Genomic DNA, 19,457 nt, shown 5'->3' with positions numbered 1-19,457 from the left:
TAGAGGCTCTGCCTCGGTTGGAAACATGGAGGCAGAGCCTCCGGATCTGCATTACTAGGCTGGAGCCTAGTAACGAGTAATTTAAAATTAATCTGCGTTTATCCGTGTTTATCTGCCTTACATCTGCGGTTTCTGTATCAATGAATGATTTATACAATCTTGTCTAATAATATAGCAAGTCTATTTGAGTCGTGAATGTAGAACCACCTGAAACGTTTGTGATGATTGAATCCATTGTTTACAAATCAAATGGTTTTGCTATATGATGAATATGATGAATTACCCCAAAATGCGCCACAAAAATCAAGTTTCCCGCCGCAAACACGGCATTTTGACAAAAAGTTTATTTTTGTTCCTGATTGCGGGTTCTGCGTGCCTAGGAGCCTTGCTGGGTGAGCAATCTGCGGCCTTTTCCCAGCAGCCAGCCTGCCCGACTGGCAACGCTGCTAATTTACCGTCGCCCCCGCTTTCGCAAACCGAAAAAAGCGTGCCGAGTCTGTGGTTAGCTCAAGAACTCTTTGGCGGCAAATTGCTCGATCGCTGGTTTGTCGATCCCGGCAATACTTGGGTAATTCTCATAGTCAACCGCCAACTTTGGAGTTTGCTCGATTATATAGAACGCTATCAGTTTGTCAACCACTTTGGCACTGTCGCCAGGGACTACGGTTACAATGTGCGAGTTTGCAACCGTCAAGGCACAGCTTTGGCAGTTTATTCGTGCAAGGACGATGGGCTTAGCTGTCGCATTGATTTAGAATCTCTCTCAAATCCGCGTATTCGAGGAAGGGTGAAAGGATTTTAGTAGGGTGCGTCAGAAGCGAGTTATTTTCTGGATCATCGATAAATCAAGAGCTGACGCACCGTGCATTTGAGCTGACAAATGCGGTTTGTAATACGTAGAAAAAAATGAAAAAAAACCTTGAGCTTCCTGCTGAATTAGAACCTTTTCGCCAACAAATTGAAAGTTCAGAAAAGCCTGTTATCAAAATCACTTACGAACTAAAGGGGACTGATTTCTGGTCAAGCAAATTTGGCGGAGTGCCTTACTTGTCGAAAGGTTACGATTTTCCTAAAGATAGTGATGGAAAATATATGCACCTTTTGGCACAACTCAATTTTGAGGAAATCTTTGCCCAAGTGCCATATTTAGCACCTTTCCCCAAAAAAGGAATTTTGCAGTTTTATATCGGTGACACAGATTTGTATGGCATGGATTTCGACAATTTGGAGAACCAAAAAGATTTTAAAATATTGTATTTTTCCGAAACTGACACAAATAATTGTCAAACAGATTTTGCTTTTTTGTTGGATCAAGAAGTTAAGGGATTTTCACCTTTAAACTATAAATACGTGAATAATCCGCAAGAATGTTTGGCTTTACAGTTTAGTCCTGACTATGAGTGGGTTTGCCGAGAAGACTATCAAATTACTAACATTTTGGAAGCACAAAAAATTAAACAATTCTTTGATATAATGGAGGCAGATGATTACAAATTAAATGATTGGTATTATGATAATTTATACGACATTCACCATAAAATAGGGGGATATGGCTACTTTACGCAAACTGACCCTCGTGAGTATAGCCCGCAATACCAAGACCATAAAATTGTAGTCTTACACATGATTAGTGATGATGAAATTTGTTGGGGTGATGATGGAGTAGGCAACTTTTTGATTCGTGCTGAGGACTTAGAAAAATTAGATTTTTCTCAGGTGATTTATAATTACGATTGTTATTGAAATTAAAATACTAACACTTTCCGCTCCTGCTGTTTTGTTTGTTATTTCACTGCCGTTTGTTGCTTTGCTACACACACAAGGCTGGTGACTGACGAACCCTACGGTTTAAGGTGCGTCAGTTTTGATGATTTTCTCGGCGCTTGTGGGCTGGTGACTGACGAACCCTACATTTTAACTTCTCACTACTTGCCTAGTTTCTTGCCAGAGCGATCGATATTGGGCAATACCAGCATCCCCCAAAGGCAGCAGAAAGTCGCTAGCAGCAAGAGTCTTAGCATCCGGCAACAACACAGGATTAGTGCGAATAGCTTCCGGCAAATTATCGGGTTTCATGCCGACAATTATCGGGGAACTAGCCTTAGCCAGCAAAGATAATTGAGGAGCAACCCGAGGCTGCAAGCAAAAATCAATCCATTTTTCCACTAAAGAAACTGGATTCCGCGACGATGCTGGTTGTACCCACAAATCTGTCCAAAGTGCAGTTCCCGAAACCGGAACTACTAAAGCAATATCCTTTTGAGTTTGCAGCAGCGGCAGCAAGTCTCCAGAGGAACCTACGGCTAACCAAGTATCGCCTAAAATTAATGGTTGCAGGTAAGCGTCAGAACTATAAACTTTAACTTGCTGGTGCAGATTTGCGAGTTCTTTTTTGAGATTTGGGACTTGATCTAATTGCTGCGTATTGTAAGATTTGCCGAGTTTTTTTAATGTTAAACCGATAACTTCTCTGGGACTGTCCGGCAGAGAAATTCGATCGCGCAATTCGACTCGCCACAAGTCTTTCCAATCTGTCGGAGTCCACCCCAAAGCCTTAAATTTGTCGGTTCGATAGGCAATTACCGTACTTCCCCAGCGGTAAGGTGCAGCCCACACTTTACCTTGAGGATCTAATTTACCCTCATCGTTGCGCCTGACGAGTTTTTGCCATCTTTCGGGCAATTGTGACCAATTCTCAAACTTAGCAGGATCGATCGGCTGAATCAATTTTTGCCTAATTGCCAAACTCAGCCAGTAATCTCCCAACATCACCAAGTTAGCTTGATTTTTTGATTCGGGAACCCGTTTCCACTCCTGCAACAGGGCGAATAATTCTTTTAATTGTGGTTCTTGCGTTACCTGTAAAAGCGGAGACGGTTGTACATCGCGCCTAAATTTGCTTACCAGTTGGGCCGGAATACCGTTTTTGAGCGATCGAATTTTGAGAATGGGCTTCGAGTCGCACCCTGCCGCCAATTGACTTAAAGTTAGGGTGGCGGCCCCCAATAGCAAAGACCTTCGTTTCACCTGTCAATCCGCTTTTCTAAATATTGACCAATCGTTTTGTGTTCTACAGCCCCGGAAATAATTGTTTGTCGAGTCCGGTAGTTGGCGCCGATTTGTTTTATTTCTTTTTCAAACACAGAGCCATTGTACTCGGTTCTGCTGCTAAGAGAGTCTGTTTGAGTCTTGCCCTGATTTTACCTTCTACCTTGTCGATCGAGCTTTCCGATGCCGAAAACTCCCTCAACTTAACGCCTAATTTCTGTGCTGCAAGTTCCTTTGAGCCAGTTTTGCTCGTCAGCCGGGTCGATCGACTGCATCTGTGTTACATTTTTTAACTATTCGAGGGGGTCTGGGGGAGCAATAAGTCCCACACCATAATCTTTGATTTGGTGTGGGACTTATTGCTCCCCCACACCGATTTTATCCGGTCAATCAGGCGTGAAATCGGTAGCAGGTATAGATTTATAGACCCGTAGTTCTGTGTTAGAGTTGACTGTATGACTCTGATAATGAACTACTGCTACCGAATTTATCCCGACGCCAACCAAGCAGAAACGATGCTTCATTGGTTGGAAATTTCTCGTAAGGTTTATAACTACGCCTTGCGAGAAATCAAAGATTGGGTCAATTCGCGTAAATGTAGTTTGGATTATTGTTCGCTGGAGAGAGAATACATCATTCTAGCCGACAAGCCATTCCCTACCTATTACGCTCAACAGAACGAACTTCCTAAAGCGAAAAAAACGTTTCCGTTGTTGGGCGAAGCCCCTTCTCAAGTTCTGCAAACTACCATTCGCAGATTGCATGACGCTTGGAATTATTTTCAGTCGCGGGGGTTTGGCTTTCCTCGCTTCAAGAAGTTTGGACAAATCAAGTCCATGCTGTTTCCTCAATTCAAAACCAATCCCATTACGGGATGGCAGATAAGCTTGCCCAAACTTGGGAAGATACCTATCAACTTGCATCGACCTATCCCAGAGGGGTTTGTGGTTAAGCAAGCACGGGTATTGAGGAAAGCTGATAGGTGGGAAGTTGTAGTGACAATTGAGTCTGATATGTCGATACCTGACGCTCAACCGCAGGTCGATGCGCTGGGTATCGATTTGGGACTGTCCAAGTTTTTGACAACCTCGGATAAAGAGTTTATTGCTAGACCCCGATTCCTGACATCCTTGTACCGCAAGCTGGAATTGCTGCAACGTAAGTATGCCCGAACGAAAAAGGGTTCTAAGAACCGTGAGAAAGCTCGAATCAAGGTTGCCAGATTCCACCACCACATTGCTAGAGTTCGGAAGGATTGGCAATTCAAACTGGCTAACCATCTGTGTACCAAGGAAGGTATTGGGATGGTCTTTGTTGAGGACTTGAACTTGAAAGCGATGTCCAGGGGGATGTTGAGAAAACATACCTTGGATGCTGCTTTTGGTCAATTTCTCAATCTGTTGGAGTGGGTCGCCAAGAAGCATCAAATCTATTTTTGTCGCGTCAATCCAGATGGAACGTCTCAAACTTGCCCTAAGTGCAACACACATACGGGTAAAAAAGAGCTTTCCGAACGAGTTCATAAATGTGGTGAGTGCGGATATCAAACCGATAGAGATCACGCAGCATCCGAAGTTATTAGGTTGCGTGGTTTAGAACTCATTAGTACGCAAGGACTTTGCGGAATAGAAAATGCCTATGCAGTCGGTCTGCCGGGGATTGATGAAAGTCAGTCGGCGTCAGAGGCGAAATCCCGCAGGGGAAGAACTAGGAAATCTTCCAACAGTGATGTTGGGAAGCCCATACCATAATCTTTGATTTGGTGTGGGAGGATGTCACTATAACGAAACAACGAGAGCGCTGCCATTTGCCGTTGGATGACGCTTTTTACACAACCGAAGTAAAAAATCCTTTTTAAATCGGTGACAGCTTAATAACTAAAAAAACTAAAAATCCACTCATCTGAATCCTGAAAGCACTGGCGAGAGCGAAGTCAATCTAATAGGACGCTCTGCGATCCGAGTCTCAGAAACCCGAGGTTTTAACTCTGATTGAAGGTTTGAACGAAGTATGGGGGTTAACCCACCCGGTTCCTGTGTCCAAGACTATGTAAAACCTAAAATCTAAAATCTACAATCGACTCACCAATGGCGATCGATTATCTTCAAGCTGGCTTTCTAAATCTACCGTCAGGATTGGGAACACAACAATTACGTCAAAAATTAAATAATTTAGTGATAAATCCAAGTTATGTAAAGATTTACCTAAAATGTAAAGATATAAGTTACGAGCCAAAGGATGATTGTATGGAAGCGCTCCGCCAGCAAGTTACAGTATTGAGCCAACAAGTCGAGGCCCTCTACAAACTCATAGAAAACCTCAATGAAAAGCTCTTGGAGTCTGCCAAGGAGACGAAGCTGACCCAGCAACAGAGAAACGATCGCTCTGGAACGGTAGGAAATGACCAAACATCGCCCTATCAAAGCTACAGCAGTCTCGACGGCCTGCTCGAACACAAAGACATACTGTTAGATGACAGCTACTTCGACAAGAATTCTCAAAGCCTGGAAAAAGAGCTGAGCGCCGAGATTCAAATCCAGCGCTTAACAGCTCAGCTAACAGCAGCTTACAATCGAATTGCCGCCTTGGAAGAACAGTTGCTCTCCAAAAGAATGCACTCGCAACATCTAGGCGGGCCTAATTAAATATTGCTAGCGGGGAGCGGGTAGTAATTTTAAAAAAATACAAGTTGCGTTGATTTATGCTCGTCTACTTATAGATTCATTGCATAGAGTTTTATATCTCCCGCAATTAGCAGGGGGAATACTGCATCAAAGCCAGATATTGTGTAGAAAATGCTGTAAATCTGACAGCAAAAATGCTACAGAAAGTGATATAATTATTCAGCCAAAACGAAGCTGGGTGAGCAAGAAAACCATCTTCGCAGCTAGATCGCCGCATCTGAATTTTTAATGTTTAAGCCCTAACATTCCTGGACGCACAGAAAACTAAAAACCCTGTTGGCGAGTGTATTCGTCGCTGGAAAACCCCAATTTTTCAGTAAAAACCTGGTTTTTTGCCTCCAGGACTTTCTCATGTTTAATATCAATTCCGGCTGGGCCGGAATAATATCAAATCCGCGCTTCATCGGCGGGCGTAAAGTAGAATCCTGCGGTCAACAAATAATTCGCGCAATTTTCATTTTTTTGACTCATAGTCAACAGTCAACAATCAACAGTCAACGGTCAACAGTCAACGGTCAACAGTCAACGGTCAACAATCATTCCGGTGCAACCGGAATCGATATAATTTCACACCGCGAGGCTAAAGCTTCAACAGCTTGGAGGAGTTGAGGAGGAGTCCAATTTGCAGCCAAGCCACTGGCGATCGCACAAGCTCCGGCACCGACACCTTCCTTAACATAGCCGCGATCGTAAGCTTGCAGTTGCGCGTAGCGAGATCCAGCAAAACTTAGCTGCGCGGCCAACAGAGGCACACCGCCGATCTCATTAGCAAGTCCTAAAGTGTCTCCTGTAGGGTCTTCGGCCACCCAGCGCGTAGTCCCCACCGCGACTTGTTCGGGACTCCATAGCAGAGCATATTCACGGGCTAAGGCTTGCATCAAAGCGTACACTGCCAGCATTTGCGTGCCCCCAGCCAGAAGCACCCCGCAAGTCCGACTCGCGGCGATCGCCATTGCCGCCACCGCTATTTGCATCGGATCGCCCACCGCCGCTACCAATTCCAGGGGAGTGCTGTTTTGCCCGCCAATTTCCCACTCAGCATTATTGAGTCCCGCTGTCACCGCAGCCAATTTTTGAGCGTGATTGCAGCGAGGATGAGAACTATTAACTTTGCCCGCCGCTGCAATACCCAAACCCATTAACACGCCCAAAGCAGTAGTCGTTCCCCCAACTACGCACTCCCCTAAAATTAAATAGCTGCCATTAGTTTGAGCAGCCAATTTTGCTCCCCAAATTAATCCTTGTTCGAGCAAATGTTTGACTGTTTCTAGTTCTAAAGCATTCCCCGAAATCAGACACTTTGCCGGAGTGCCGCCCAAGTCAATTGCAGGTACGGGAGGTGGGAGGGGCAAACCAGCATTAAATAGATAAAGCGGAAGTTCCAAAGCTTCGACTACAGCGCGAGATATGAGTACCGGTGATGCACCCGCTTCTAGGGGTGGCAAAGGATATTGGGGCGACGGTTGAGGGCCGTTATACAAAAATTCTGCATCGGCTAAACAAGTAAATTGTCGATCGTGCGGGGTTGCTCCTGCTGCTGAAATCCCCGGAATTAAGCCAGTAGCGGTAAATCCTAACACGCAGGCAAATATCGGTTTTCGTCCCCGATAGCGATCGATCCACCGCTGACCCTGTTCAATTTCTGTATAAATACCAATCATAGTTAGTCATTAGTCAGTAGTCATTAGTTAGCAGTCATTAGTTAGCAGTCATTAGTCATTAGTCATTAGTCATTAGTCGTTAGTCATTAGTTATTACACCTCTCCAATAATTTTTGTGGAACAGGCATCCTGCCTGTTCAAGACTTGCTTTTCAGGAGAGATATATTAGTCATTAGTCATTACTTATTAGTCAGGACTTATTTAGTAGCAATTAGCAATGCCCCATGCCCCATGCCCCATGCCCCATGCCCCATGCCCCATGCCCCATGCCCCATGCCCCATGCCAAATGCCCCATGCCCCATGCCCCATGCCCAATCTCCCATGCCCAATAACTACTCTTCATAATCGATTAAAAGTTGCACCCAGCGCGGCGGCCGCGGAATCGGATTTCCCAAACGATCTAACAGCAGCAAAGCTACTAAATGCACTACAAATAAATAGACAAAATTGTTAACTAAAATCATCCCGGCGGCGATCGCCCCAATTGTGTTCAAACTCGGTACATTAAGCCAGCCCAGCTTCACAAATACCCATTCCACCATCTCTGTTACCTGGGCCGTTACGTAAACCCAAAGATCTTGACCCACCAACGCGGACAGCAGCCAAAACCGAAAAAAGAAGCCTACAGTACCAATGAGAGCACCCACACTAATAGAGAGTGACCAACTCGCTTTGCGCCTCCAAAGTCCTCCCAGCGCAACTCCCATAATTCCAAAAGGCATCACGTATAAAATGCTCCGCGTCGGGCCCATGAGTACCGACAGCAGCAAACCCGATACCAAAGCTGCCATCCAAGCTGCTCGGTTGCCCCAGCGCAAGTAAACCAGGGCGATGGGTATCGGGAAAAAAACCCGCAGCAAAGGCCCCAGCGGAAAGTAATAATTTACCAGCCAAATTAAGCTAGCGGTACTTGCCAAAAAAGCCGTTTCTACAAGCCTTAAAGGCGCTTCCCCAGAGGGGCGCTTCCCCGGATCTGGATTTGTGCGATCGCCAGCCATTGCTGAAATATCGGCGGTTTGTGGCTCGTTATTTGTACTTGGTGAACTACCAGAATTAGACGCAGCATCTGCTGACAAAAAATCACTCATCCGATTTTAGATTTTAGATTTTAGATTTTAGATTTTACGGGGGCGCCCGATACGGCTGATTCCCAATTTTAGATTTTAGATTTTAGATTTTAGATTTTAGATTGATTTTACGAGACTTGCGCCCGATACGGCTGATTCCCGGTTTCACTGTTTGGATGCCTCGCCGCCAAATTTAATATTGCTCGCAGTAACCGGGTTTAGGTAGGAACGCAAGTCTTATTTTAGATGGATTTTCTCAGCAAAAATTTTCAGCAGCGTTATTTTTCGATTTTAACTTCCTGGATTACCAAAACCGAACAAGATGCGTGGTGAACGACATAATTGCTGACGCTGCCGAGGAAAGCTTCTGCGAGCCCCGTGCGGCCACGCCTCCCCAACACTATTAAATCTGCGCCCCAGTTTTCGGCGGCTTCACAGATACAATGCCCCGGATCGCCGTCCATTTTGCAGTCAAATTCCACCTGCAATCCTTTTTTTGCTGCGGCGTCGCAGTAATTTTTCAGCAAACCCGAAGCCTGTTTTACCTCGGTTTCCAGCCGCAAACGTTGAGCTTGATAAGCTTGATTCATTAAATCGACATTCATGCCCAAATCTACCGGAATTGGCACTGCCGTCTCGCCCATGGTGTTGACAGTAACGCAGTTAAATAGCATCACCTGGGCGCGATCGCTCAGAGCTAATTCTAAAGCTTGAGCGAAGACGCGGTGGCCCAGTTCAGAATCATCTAAGGCGGCGAAAATTTTCTTAAAACTCACAGCTTTACCTCCTGCGGGAAATCATTCATATCAGTTAGGTAACAGAGAGTGCTTTTGAATCTAATTCAAATTAGCAATCTCTGATACTTCTAGACTAACAGACGCTCTAAGGCGTGCAGGTCAGGAATGCACAAAACGTCACGTTCGCGCTGAATAGTTCCTTTTTTTTCCAGCTTGCTCAGCACTCGCGTTACTGTTTCTCGAGCCAGCCCGCTGAGGCTGCTTAATTCTCTGTGTGGCAGGTTTGGTATTTCTGTACCTCCTGTTTCCATGATTTTTTTGCCTTGCCCCTCGGCCAAAAACAAGAGAATATCTGCTACTCGCGAGGTACTGTCGGACTCTCGCAAACGCAGGCGGCGGTTGACTTGTCGCAGGCGCCTGGCCATCAGTTGAGCTAGCCGAATGCCTGCTAGTGGCTCAGTATGAATAAGCTGCACAAAATCCTGAGATGGCATATTGCCGATCAGTGTCGGGGCTAGGGTGATCACATCTGTCGATCGCGGTGCTTCTTCGATCGCGGCCATTTCCCCGAACAGTTCTCCTTTCCCTAAAATATTCAGTGTTACTTCTTTTCCGTCTAGGTTGTAGGTGCGAATTTTCACCCAACCATCCAATATAAAATACACTGATGTTCCCCAGTCATTTTCGAGTAAAATCACTTGATTTGCCGGATGACTGCGGGTAACGATGTGGAGAGTTGCTCTCTCAATTACAGGATCGGGCAAGCCTGCAAAAAAAGGAGTAGAAACTATCAATTGATTTATATTGGACTGCGGATCTCGGGTGTTAAAGCGGTCTTCCATGAGGCCATCATTTTAATTTATGCGCTTGAGCTGCGCTGGGCAGTTAGAAATAGCTTGCAGCCGAGTCATTCGATTTGAGATTCAAGATTTGAGAAACAAGGATCTAAAATCGGCAATTTTACCTCTAAAGTTTTGCGGTCAAAGGCTCAATATGGGAATTAATAGCCTCAAGCTCTGATTGGGAGCTAGAAACTAAAGAATATACCATAATTTTTTAGATATATACCACTGAGCAAATTTTATTAACAAAATTTTAGCAATGTGGCAAACGACTGAGCCGATCGAATTACCTTTGAAAGCACTTCGCGAAGACAAGCTTAACACTGCTCAGAGATTTGTTGTCAGTCGGCCCTGCTGTCGAGAAGACAGAATCCACGATCGCAAGCCTGGAAGCACGGTAGACAGATCCCAAATCCGAGCAACTGCCTAAAACCTGGCCAATGTCAGCACGATCGGCAAAATCCACAGCCATTGCAAGCCTAAAGACTGGCGCTCTTGGCGATCGAAACCCGCCCACTTCCCAGCAAACTTTTCTGCTACCCCAAGATTATTGTACCATTAGTATCTAGCCACGAATACATATAAAAGGCTATGATTAAAGGTTACTCAAACCGACTGTACGGGGACAATCCCGAATCTCGGTATCCCAAATCGCAAATTGTTTGAGGTTTTTTCCAAGTCGGTGAAAGATGAAGAGACAGTGGCGCGTCGCCATGCTAACGAAACTCGCCGTGACAGTGTGCGGTCCGCCGTTTAAGCGGGTGAAGGCAAAAGTTCGTCGGGAGCGCAGCTATTCCGAGCAGGAATCAGCCTCCGGGCCGGGAAACTCGCCCCTGAGCCGCAGAATTTGACAGCACTTGCAATTAATAGAAGCGGGCATTTGGTGCGGAAGTACCGGCTAACCTATCATAGGGAATAGAAGTTATCCGAAGATAAAACGTTAATTAACAGTTGTCAGAAAATATTAGTGAATAATTGACCGAAAGCATCCAGGATACAAGCCCCCGGATTCATTCCGAAAGCAGACTCAGGACCGGTGAAATAAAAAACCTGTATCCGATGAAACTTGCCCCCCGAATTTATCCGTGGGGTCAATGCTTCAATTCTTTAATCTAAAATCTCAAATCTAAAATCGATTGACGGACTCGCATTCAGATTATTCTATCTATTGGCATCGCTGCCGCCTGAGTTCAGTCTTTTTTCGGTAAAGTTTCTCCCAAGCCGCATTCCCAGAGGTTCCGCCCTTGAATTCTCAGAAGTACAAAATTCAAGCACTGATTGCTGAGATAGACGAGGTACTCAGCAAGCCCGCACCCCGCTTGCCTTGGACGGGTTCGATTGATACTGTCCACCAGCGCCAACTTTTAGAGCGAGTTCGCGCTTATCTGGTTTCCTCAGACTCAAAGCTAACGGCCCCAAAGGCCCCCGCCCGCCCAAATGTCCGCCCGCAACCAGTTCCAGTACCCAAAGTGCCTCTGCCCGCCCCTGGCCCCTCAGCCGCAGAGCAAATCATGCTTGCCGTAACCGGAGAAATCAGCCACCTGCGTTCCAGTCTGACAGGGCCGCTCCAAGAAGACATAGAAGCTCTGCGACAAGAACAGCAAGCTCTAATTCAAGAAATCAAACTGCTAGAAGCAAAACGGCAGCAGCAACAATCCCTAGCTCAGCAACAAGCCAACCAACAGCAAATCATTGCTGAATTCTTGCAGGTACTGACTGCCCGCTTGGAAGAAACCTTGACTAGCGATTTCTCCCAAATTCTAAGTTCCCTAGAAAATCAGTTATTGCAAAGCAGCGCAGTACCATACTCTTTGGGCAGTGCGCCTGATGAACAATCGGCTATTGACGTAACACTTAACCGACAAACCTCAGAAGAACACCCGTTGCTGACGCCGGCTCAGAGGTTGGAGCAAATGCAACTGTTCCAATCTCATGCTGACAATCTGCTGATGAGTCTCGATTCAAGGATGGCTATCGTGTTCGAGGCTTTGCAAGCAAATCTGCAAAGCTATCAAGCTTCCTTGAGACAAGAACTCGAAAATATGTACGGTTTGAGCCAGCAGAGCGAGGCGATGTTCGCGGCTTTGGTCAACCACTTGGCCTCACAGTTGGGGCGAGAAGCGTCTTCCTACGTTCAACAACCGATCGATTTAGCAAATAATCTCGAAACCGTCACCCCAACCGCAGCCGATCGATCTTCTGTCGCTCCCGCCCCTTCAAATACTGCGATCGAGCACTCAGCCACAGAGACTCAGACGGGAGACTCGGTGCAGGAAATTCGCACCGGCGAATTCGGAGAACAAGACAGATTTCCCTACGCCGGTACAGAAATTTCTCCGCAATTCAGACAGTTGAGGCGCGATCGAGATCGCATTCAATCCCCAATTTTGCTCCCGGAGTTGGAAGATAATTTGTTGGGTTCTACACCCGAAACATCTCGAAATACAACTCGATTTACTGGCGGTGACTCGGAGGATAGCTTAACAGAAACCGAAGAAGAGATTGAGGATTTGTATGCAAGTTTGTTTGCGGGGGAAGCTGTTCCTGAAGTAGAATTACAAATCGAAAGTTTCCCGGTAGAAAACACTGTAATTGAGACAAAAACTGAAGGCGTAGAATATCAAGCGGCGACGGATCAGGAAACTGCCGAATCGCTAAAAATGACCGAAGATTTGTTTGTAAATCTGCTAGAGGAAGGCGAATCTCTGGAAGAGATTTTAGTAGATGAAGATTCAGACTTTGTAATGGGGAATTCTGTAGAGCCTCTAACTTTAGATAGTGCCGATTTATTTGAACCGCAAGTATCAACAGTACCTCAAGTTTCAGAACCACCAGCCTCAACCGCCGAGGTGCAACTTGACGCGGACGATCGAGAAACTCTAGAAACGGCTCAAAACCAAGGCGAGCAGTTCGGCGCTACTGTGCCTCAATCAGCAGCTTTGCCGGTGAGAACGCCTGCAGAAATTAGCCCAAACCGCCCCAGTGCCGAGTCCCGTGTGCCGAGTGCCGGTGACGTTCAAACTGGCGAGTTCGACTCATCCTCGCAGCGGCTCGATGATGGGTACATCCAAGCTTCGCCGGACGAGGATTTGCTGCCGGTCGAGGTATTAGAAGATGACCTCGATCGAGCTCTAAATTTGGACAATAATACTCTGGAACTTTTGGAGGCGGACCTCTACAATCTGGAGGGATTGGAAAATACTAGCTTCGGGCGATCGAATTTCTCAGTCGCTAACAGCTTGGATTTATCGGCGAGTTCCCCCGAAGGCATTGCAAACAATCCCTTTGCGGAGGCGGCAGAGGAAGAACTCGGCACGCTGGAGGATTTGTTCTCCGATGTGTTGGAACTCTCCTCTGATGATGAACCTTTTGTTTTGGAAGACGAACTTGAGGATGATTTGTTTGCTGAGGAAGACGAATCGAATTTGACGCTAGACGAGATTTTGGCTAGTTTGACCGAGACTGAGCGACCTTTGACTGATTCTCCCCCTCCAGAAACTGCCGAAACCAACGAAGTGCGATCGACTCCTCCAGAAAGTAAAAAAAAAACCTGATTTCGACAGAGAGTAAAGCAGGAGTTGTTGAGGAGAAAACTGATTTTAGGGAGTTTGCCGGGACACAGCAGCAAGACTCGGCTGGGCATTCTGCAGCAGGTGCGATCGCCCCATCCCCAGAACGCCGGAATTCTAGCTGGTATTTGGGCATTGATTTCGGTTCCAGGGGGCTGTCTGCGGCTTTGCTCGATCGCACCAGTGGCGAGTTGCACCCAATTTACTGGAAAGCATCGCAGGCTGAGGCTTGGGCAGCAGACGCCAGCTTTCGGATTCCCTCGGCTGCGGTGCTGGCCCAAACAGCCCCAGGGAGCCCAGGGTCAGAGGTGACAGTCAAGTCGGTGGGATTCCGACCCCAGGCTTTGCCTGCAGGAGAATTTTTACTGGAAAATTTTAAATTGCCTTTAAAGGTGGGCATTCCTTATCAGCCGGAGGCTGCTGGGATGTACGAACCGCTGTTGCAGTGGTCGCCCTTGCAGGCTTTTTCGATCGCCTTGCCGCTGCAATGTGTGCGGGCACTGCTGGCTACTTTGAACCCGAGGAAGCAGGGGCAAAAATTTGCCGAATCAGGGGAAATTTTGGATTCTGCACCAAGGGCGAATTTTGCAGGATTGCCAGTTTCTAATTTAATTTGTAGGGCTTCGGGACTGACGCCAGAAACTCTCGATGCGGCGCTTTTAGAGTTGCAGGGTGTAATTTTGGGGACTCCGGCCGGCTGGTCGGATGTTTATATGTTTAATCTGCGGGAGGCGGTTTTGGGCGCGTCTCTGGTGGCTTCTGGTTCGCAAATTTTTGTGGTGGAAGATGCGATCGCCACTTTGCTTGCTGCTGTTACTCCTGTGAAAAATGGCATGGAAGTCGAGTCGTCAGCCGTGGATTCTGCTAAGGGCAGTGAAGAAGCTGCACCGCTGACTGTGAATGCTTCGTCTTTTAGCGGGGGAACTTTGATTTTGAATGCGGGGGCGGCGACGGTGGAATTAGCTTTAGTTGAGTTGCCGTCCAATCTTCAAGATTTAACTCGTGCTGATTTTACTTGCCACAGTTTTGGTTTTGCTGGCGATGCTTTCGATCAGGATATTATCTGTCAGTTGTTGGCTAAAAATGAAACTTGGGGAATGTCGATCGATTTGCCGCGTCCGGGGCATCCAGATTTGCCGAGCCGCTATCAATTGCAGCAGCGGTTACAAGGTTCTGCTTTTGGTCTGCAATTGTTAGAGGCGGCAAGGCAAATAAAAGTTATTTTGCAGCATCAAAAAAGTTTTGCTTTGGATATTGGTCAGCAGCATTGGGATGTGAAGCGCAAAGATTTGGAAAGTCTGGTTTTAGTGCCTTTTGTGCAGCAGTTGAATCGTGAATTGAATGCTTTGCTCAGCCGCGCGGGAATGTCGCCGGCGGGGATTAATCAGGCGATTTGTGCGGGGGGTATGGGTGCTTGGCCTGCGATCGCCCGCTGGTTGCGGCAGAAGCTGCCGAATGCGATCGTGGTTCAAGACCACGAATTGCAGGGCGATCGAGATATTTTTGAGATTCACAATTCTGCATTAAATTCTGTATCTCTAAATACAAATTTGTCCCAAAAATTTAGTCGAGTTGCCTGCGGGTTGGCGAGTTTGGCTCTCTATCCTCACATTTTGAATGTGTCGCAGCAGCAGTACAGCGACTTTTTTCTGCTGTGGGAATTAATGCAGGTTTTGGGTGAGGAAACTCTGAGCTTTCAGGAAATTTTGCAGTTGTTGGAACGTCAGGGCGTGAATACCCGCACCTGCGAACCCCGGATTTTGCGGATTTTGGAAGGCAATTTGCCGGCGGGACTTGTGCCTGCGGAGGAAGATTTCATGCTGTTGGCCGAGGAGTCGAGACAAAATCCTGATTGGGAAGCAATTTTGGGTGAGCCGCTTTTCTTTGAAGATGTCTCACGGGGTTATCGTTTGAATCTCGAACACGCCTTTGTTGTTCGCAAATATTTAGGCAAACTCGCCTCTAGCAGCCAGCAAAAATTGTTAGAGCCGCTAACGCTTGCTTGGGATGTTCGCACCGATATTTATCGCTAAACGGCAAAAAACCCGGTTTCTCAGTAGAATCCTCCCTGTCTTCCGGGAAGAGTCCTAGTGGAAACCAGGTTTTTTTGCGTCCAGGACTAACTTTTTTCTGTAAATGTACGCAAGTTTACATAAAGTTTATACGTTTTTATAGAAAACACATAGAAACTTTATAAAAGTGTTAGTGGTTTTTAAAGATTGTGCAAAGCTCAGCATTTCAGGTTCTGCAGATTTGAGATGGCTAATAAGATGGACGTAAGAGATCGTTAAAGTTGAGACAAATCATATGAAATTGCCGATGGGTGCCTCGTCGAAATCATCATTATCAGAAATGCTGTCCTTATTTTTTCAAGTATTTACTTACAAAGTCTGTGTATCAAAACAACAGCATCACCGATCCGTAACGAGCAAGGTAAAACGGTCGATCGATATTTTGGGATCGCTGCTGGGACTGGCAATTGCTGCAGTGGTGGCGGTGCCGGTGGCCGTGGCGATGCTGTTGGACGATCGGGGCCCGCTGCTGTACAGTCAAGTCCGCTGCAGCTTCAAAGGGCGACATTTCAGAATGTGGAAATTTCGATCGATGGTTGTCGATGCAGAAAAGCTCAAACATTTAGTTAGCAACCAAGCCAAGGGTCACATTTTTAAGAATGAAAATGACCCGCGAATTACCCGCGTCGGCCGTTTCTTGCGGTGTACGAGTTTGGACGAGTTGCCTCAATTCTGGAACGTGTTAGTCGGCGACATGAGTTTGGTAGGAACTCGACCGCCCACTCCTGATGAAGTTGCTGCCTATGACGATTTTCACTGGCAACGTTTAAATGTCAAACCCGGGCTGACTGGGGAGTGGCAAGTCCACGGACGGTCTGGAGTTAAAGACTTTAACGATATTGTGCAGATGGATCTCGACTATCAGGGCAAGTGGTCGGTTGTCTACGACATCACTCTGATTTGCAAAACAATTTTGGTTGTCTTGAGTAAAAACGGTGCGTGTTAATAGACTTGCTGTTTTGGGTTGTTTTTGGATTTTAAATTTTAGGGAAAAACAGGGGATTAAATAGTTGGAAAATGATTAAATATATGTTAATAGAATTAGCGATTGGTGACGCTTATGGTGCGGGTTTTGAATTTGTTGACCACCAGACGATCGCAATGTACAACAATCTCAACGGCTACATCCAGCATCCCCGTCACGATATCCAGCCTGGATGTTACACAGACGATACGCAGATGAGTTTAGCCGTCGCAGAAGCTATCGTCAGCCGAGAACCTTGGACGCCGGAACTTTTAGCCAGCAAATTTGTTGCAGCTTTTCACCGTGATCGGCGATTTGGTTATGCTGGCAAATTTTACAATTTTTTGCTACAAGTTCAAGACGGAAAAGAATTCTTAGAAAAAATTCACTCCGCTAGCGATAAAAGCGGATCGGCGATGCGAGCCGGGCCCATTGGCATTTTTCCTACTATTGAAAAAGTCATCGAAAATGCTACCATTCAAGCTGCAATTACTCACAACACTCCCGATGGTATTAAAGCAGCTATAGCGGCCGCTTTGATGTCCCATTATTTTATTTATCAGCTAGGTGTAAAGAAGAATTTGGGAAGTTTTCTAGAAAAGCACGTCCCTGGTGAGTGGTCGATACCTTGGCAAGGACAAGTCAGCGTTAAAGGTTTGGTCTGTGTTAGAGCAGCTATTACTGCGGTTATGCGAAATGATAGTATGAGCAAACTGCTCCAAGATTGCATTGCTTTTTCGGGTGATGTCGATACAGTAGCAACTATTGCTTTAGCTGCTGGTTCCTGTAGCAGTGAAATTGCCCAAGATTTGCCAGAAAATCTGGTACAAGGATTAGAAAATCAATCTTACGGCAGAGATTATATCATAGAACTGGATCGACAGTTAATGAATAGCAGGAGCGACTTCTGACTTCTTCCGGATATCTGTTACATCCGTTAAATCCCTTACACTGCGCGTTGCCGAACTTCTTTCTATTAGGATTAAGGCCCTGTCACAAATAGGATTCAATTTTATGTATGTAGTTGCGCTTGGGCGCTCTTTCCTAAGCTAAGAGCGCTAAAGCGCAACTACATACCTTTGTTTAATGTGCCAGTTTGCCTTAGTCATATCTATTATGAATTTGCCTAATTTGATTACTTTTTATCGCTTGCTGGGAGTGCCTTTTGTGCAGTAGTTTAACCGCTAATTGAATACTTTGGTCAGCCGTGCGGGAATGTCGCTGGTGGGGATTAATCAGGCGATTTGTGCGGGGGTTATGGGTGCTTGGTCTGCGCCACTGGTTAGGGCAGAAGCTGCCGAATGCGATCGTGGTTCAAGCCAGGAATTGCAGGTCGATCGAGATATTTTTTAAATCCACAATTATCTATTAAATTCTGTATTTTAAATTACAAAATTATCAGAAAAAAATAGTCTAGTTGCCTGCGGGTTGGCGAGTTTGGCTCTCTATCCTCTAGCAGCAGCAATGCCAAAAATTGTTAGAGCCACTCACAATTACTTGGGATGTTCGCACCGATAGTTATCGGTAAGTATATAAACTTATCGAGCGCCCTTAGATAAAGCTCATAAAACTTACGCAACTGTCACACTTATGTCAACTTGTATGGTGCGTCAGACCTCGTTGTTATTGTTCGATTATCAAGGCTTTCAGGTTTCGGGCAACCCTACCAATTGTGCCAGTTGTGTAAGTTTTGAATAAAAAACAGTATACCCAGAACCCGCAGCACTTACAGCAGAATTCAGGAGTCAAGAGCGTTGCCCTGACGAAGGGTATAACAGCGAATAGTCAGAATCAGTTTGTGCTTTTTCAGTAAAAATACGGGATTTTCTTATAAAGGTTTATACTTTCTGAGAATAAATTTACACAATCTTTATAAAAGTGTACTTTTTTTTAAAGATTGTGTAAAGAAGAGCCTTTGCCGGTTGTTGAAAATTTGGGGCTCTCATAAGATGTAGCCAGATTCAGCTATTAAAAATATTTGAGTCTAAAGTCCAGACCAATTGTTTCATGCTCTTCAAAACATAAGTTTTCACTTTTTGGTAACTACAAATGGTAGCGCAAAACTTTAGCAATCAAAACTTGGTCGGCAATAACTTTAGTGGGCAAAACCTGAATGGTTCCACATTCTTCAAAGCCCGACTGGAAAACGTCTTGTTCAGGCGCAACGCTCAAGGTATTTCCACTCAACTCAGAGGTACTAACTTTGAAGAGGCATTTCTGCTGAATGTAGATGCAACGAATGCCATCTTTGCTGCCAATACCAGCTTTGGACCGGCGAATTTTTATAAAGCAACCTTAGAAAACGTCAATTTCAGTCGCGCCAACCTAACAGGAGTAAATCTGTCGCTGATCAGCACAAAATTCATCAACCTGTCCAACGCCAACCTGAGCAATGCCATTCTCCATGAGGCCAATCTCAGCGGCGAACAGTCGGAGCGACCGAACCTAAGAGGAGCAAACTTTACGGGTGCTGATTTCTATAAAACTAAGCTGAAAGCGGCTGACTTTACGGGCGCCAATTTGACCAATGCCAAATTCCAGGGTGCTGAGCTGGATGGAACCTTGTTGATCAATGCGAACTTTACCGGCGCTCAATTCGACGAATCGACTAATTTCACAGACATTATCCTCAGCAACACCATCTTTGACCTTGCCAACCTGAGTGAGGTTAATCTGACGGATGCCGACCCACCCGATGGATTGACACTGACAACTTCTCGCTTTCGCGGAGCCAATAAGTAGTCAGACACAATTAATTACACAAATACATAGTAGAATGATATTTCCGGCAAAATTATGAGTTAATTACAGT

20 protein-coding genes are annotated in these 19,457 nt (G+C 45.8%); 13 read left to right on the top strand and 7 right to left on the bottom strand.

All coding sequences use genetic code 11. From position 1 onward, the window contains the following. Positions 1-271 precede the first annotated feature (271 nt). Positions 272-802: a hypothetical protein gene (locus QUB44_RS07650; RefSeq protein ID WP_333365014.1), complete on the top strand. Its 531-nt coding sequence runs from the start codon at positions 272-274 to the stop codon at positions 800-802. A gap of 104 nt (positions 803-906) precedes the next feature. Beyond that, positions 907-1,743, top strand: a complete 837-nt coding sequence (locus tag QUB44_RS07645; RefSeq protein ID WP_333365012.1) for a DUF1963 domain-containing protein — start codon at positions 907-909, stop codon at positions 1,741-1,743. 171 nt (positions 1,744-1,914) lie between these two features. Here the strand turns inward: QUB44_RS07645 and QUB44_RS07640 are convergent, their stop codons facing one another. Continuing rightward, positions 1,915-3,027 carry an extracellular solute-binding protein gene (locus QUB44_RS07640; RefSeq protein WP_333365010.1) on the bottom strand — a complete coding sequence of 371 codons (1,113 nt, stop codon included), beginning with the start codon at positions 3,025-3,027 and terminating at the stop codon, positions 1,915-1,917. Continuing rightward, a complete protein-coding gene (locus QUB44_RS07635; RefSeq protein WP_333161040.1) occupies positions 3,024-3,143 on the bottom strand; it encodes a hypothetical protein in 120 nt (39 codons plus the stop codon). The genes QUB44_RS07640 and QUB44_RS07635 overlap by 4 nt, the downstream gene beginning before the upstream one ends. A gap of 39 nt (positions 3,144-3,182) precedes the next feature. Here QUB44_RS07635 and QUB44_RS07630 point away from each other — a divergent pair, with 39 nt between their 5' ends. The 3 genes from QUB44_RS07630 to QUB44_RS07620 all read left to right on the top strand — a co-directional run bounded on the left by QUB44_RS07630 (position 3,183) and on the right by QUB44_RS07620 (position 5,693). Further along, positions 3,183-3,341, top strand: a complete 159-nt coding sequence (locus QUB44_RS07630; RefSeq protein WP_333365009.1) for a hypothetical protein — start codon at positions 3,183-3,185, stop codon at positions 3,339-3,341. Positions 3,342-3,503: 162 nt separating this feature from the next. Continuing rightward, positions 3,504-4,799, top strand: coding sequence for a transposase (locus tag QUB44_RS07625; protein WP_333365008.1), 1,296 nt, complete (start codon positions 3,504-3,506; stop codon positions 4,797-4,799). A gap of 495 nt (positions 4,800-5,294) precedes the next feature. Further along, positions 5,295-5,693 carry a hypothetical protein gene (locus tag QUB44_RS07620; RefSeq protein WP_333161046.1) on the top strand — a complete coding sequence of 133 codons (399 nt, stop codon included), beginning with the start codon at positions 5,295-5,297 and terminating at the stop codon, positions 5,691-5,693. A 575-nt stretch (positions 5,694-6,268) separates the two neighbouring features. On the opposite strand, the gene cobT is transcribed toward QUB44_RS07620, so the two are convergent. The 5 genes from cobT to QUB44_RS07595 form a co-directional block, all read right to left on the bottom strand. Beyond that, the gene (gene cobT / locus QUB44_RS07615; protein WP_333365007.1) at positions 6,269-7,393 is read right to left on the bottom strand and encodes a nicotinate mononucleotide-dependent phosphoribosyltransferase CobT; all 1,125 of its coding nucleotides are present in this window, start codon (positions 7,391-7,393) and stop codon (positions 6,269-6,271) included. A gap of 197 nt (positions 7,394-7,590) precedes the next feature. Further along, a complete protein-coding gene (locus tag QUB44_RS07610; RefSeq protein ID WP_333365006.1) occupies positions 7,591-7,737 on the bottom strand; it encodes a hypothetical protein in 147 nt (48 codons plus the stop codon). After that, positions 7,727-8,482: a DUF2232 domain-containing protein gene (locus tag QUB44_RS07605; protein ID WP_333365005.1), complete on the bottom strand. Its 756-nt coding sequence runs from the start codon at positions 8,480-8,482 to the stop codon at positions 7,727-7,729. Before QUB44_RS07605 ends, QUB44_RS07610 begins: the two co-directional genes overlap by 11 nt. 257 nt (positions 8,483-8,739) lie before the next feature. Then, the gene (locus QUB44_RS07600) at positions 8,740-9,237 is read right to left on the bottom strand and encodes a universal stress protein (RefSeq protein WP_333365004.1); all 498 of its coding nucleotides are present in this window, start codon (positions 9,235-9,237) and stop codon (positions 8,740-8,742) included. Positions 9,238-9,326: 89 nt separating this feature from the next. Beyond that, positions 9,327-10,040, bottom strand: coding sequence for a Crp/Fnr family transcriptional regulator (locus QUB44_RS07595; RefSeq protein ID WP_333290119.1), 714 nt, complete (start codon positions 10,038-10,040; stop codon positions 9,327-9,329). Positions 10,041-10,299: 259 nt separating this feature from the next. Here QUB44_RS07595 and QUB44_RS07590 point away from each other — a divergent pair, with 259 nt between their 5' ends. From QUB44_RS07590 to QUB44_RS07555, 8 genes are all read left to right on the top strand, one after another. Continuing rightward, positions 10,300-10,470 (top strand): hypothetical protein, encoded by a 171-nt coding sequence (locus QUB44_RS07590; RefSeq protein ID WP_333365003.1) that lies wholly within the window; start codon positions 10,300-10,302, stop codon positions 10,468-10,470. Between the two features lie 259 nt (positions 10,471-10,729). Further along, positions 10,730-10,891, top strand: a complete 162-nt coding sequence (locus QUB44_RS07585; RefSeq protein ID WP_333365002.1) for a hypothetical protein — start codon at positions 10,730-10,732, stop codon at positions 10,889-10,891. Between the two features lie 393 nt (positions 10,892-11,284). Further along, positions 11,285-13,594, top strand: coding sequence for a hypothetical protein (locus tag QUB44_RS07580; RefSeq protein WP_333365001.1), 2,310 nt, complete (start codon positions 11,285-11,287; stop codon positions 13,592-13,594). A 143-nt stretch (positions 13,595-13,737) separates the two neighbouring features. Then, positions 13,738-15,642 carry a hypothetical protein gene (locus tag QUB44_RS07575; RefSeq protein ID WP_333365000.1) on the top strand — a complete coding sequence of 635 codons (1,905 nt, stop codon included), beginning with the start codon at positions 13,738-13,740 and terminating at the stop codon, positions 15,640-15,642. Between the two features lie 319 nt (positions 15,643-15,961). Then, on the top strand, positions 15,962-16,627 hold the full coding sequence (locus tag QUB44_RS07570; protein WP_333364999.1) for a sugar transferase: 666 nt from the start codon (positions 15,962-15,964) through the stop codon (positions 16,625-16,627). A gap of 83 nt (positions 16,628-16,710) precedes the next feature. Continuing rightward, positions 16,711-17,556 (top strand): ADP-ribosylglycohydrolase family protein, encoded by an 846-nt coding sequence (locus QUB44_RS07565; protein ID WP_333364998.1) that lies wholly within the window; start codon positions 16,711-16,713, stop codon positions 17,554-17,556. Positions 17,557-17,833: 277 nt separating this feature from the next. Continuing rightward, positions 17,834-17,998 carry a hypothetical protein gene (locus QUB44_RS07560; protein ID WP_333364997.1) on the top strand — a complete coding sequence of 55 codons (165 nt, stop codon included), beginning with the start codon at positions 17,834-17,836 and terminating at the stop codon, positions 17,996-17,998. 696 nt (positions 17,999-18,694) lie between these two features. Then, on the top strand, positions 18,695-19,387 hold the full coding sequence (locus tag QUB44_RS07555; protein ID WP_333364996.1) for a pentapeptide repeat-containing protein: 693 nt from the start codon (positions 18,695-18,697) through the stop codon (positions 19,385-19,387). The last annotated feature ends 70 nt before the right edge of the window (positions 19,388-19,457 follow it).

The sequence above is a fragment of the Microcoleus sp. AT3-D2 genome (assembly GCF_036705715.1).
Taxonomy (GTDB): Bacteria; Cyanobacteriota; Cyanobacteriia; order Cyanobacteriales; family Microcoleaceae; genus Microcoleus.
Note: the sequence above shows the minus strand (reverse complement) of the source record. Positions and strands in the feature narration are given on the sequence as shown.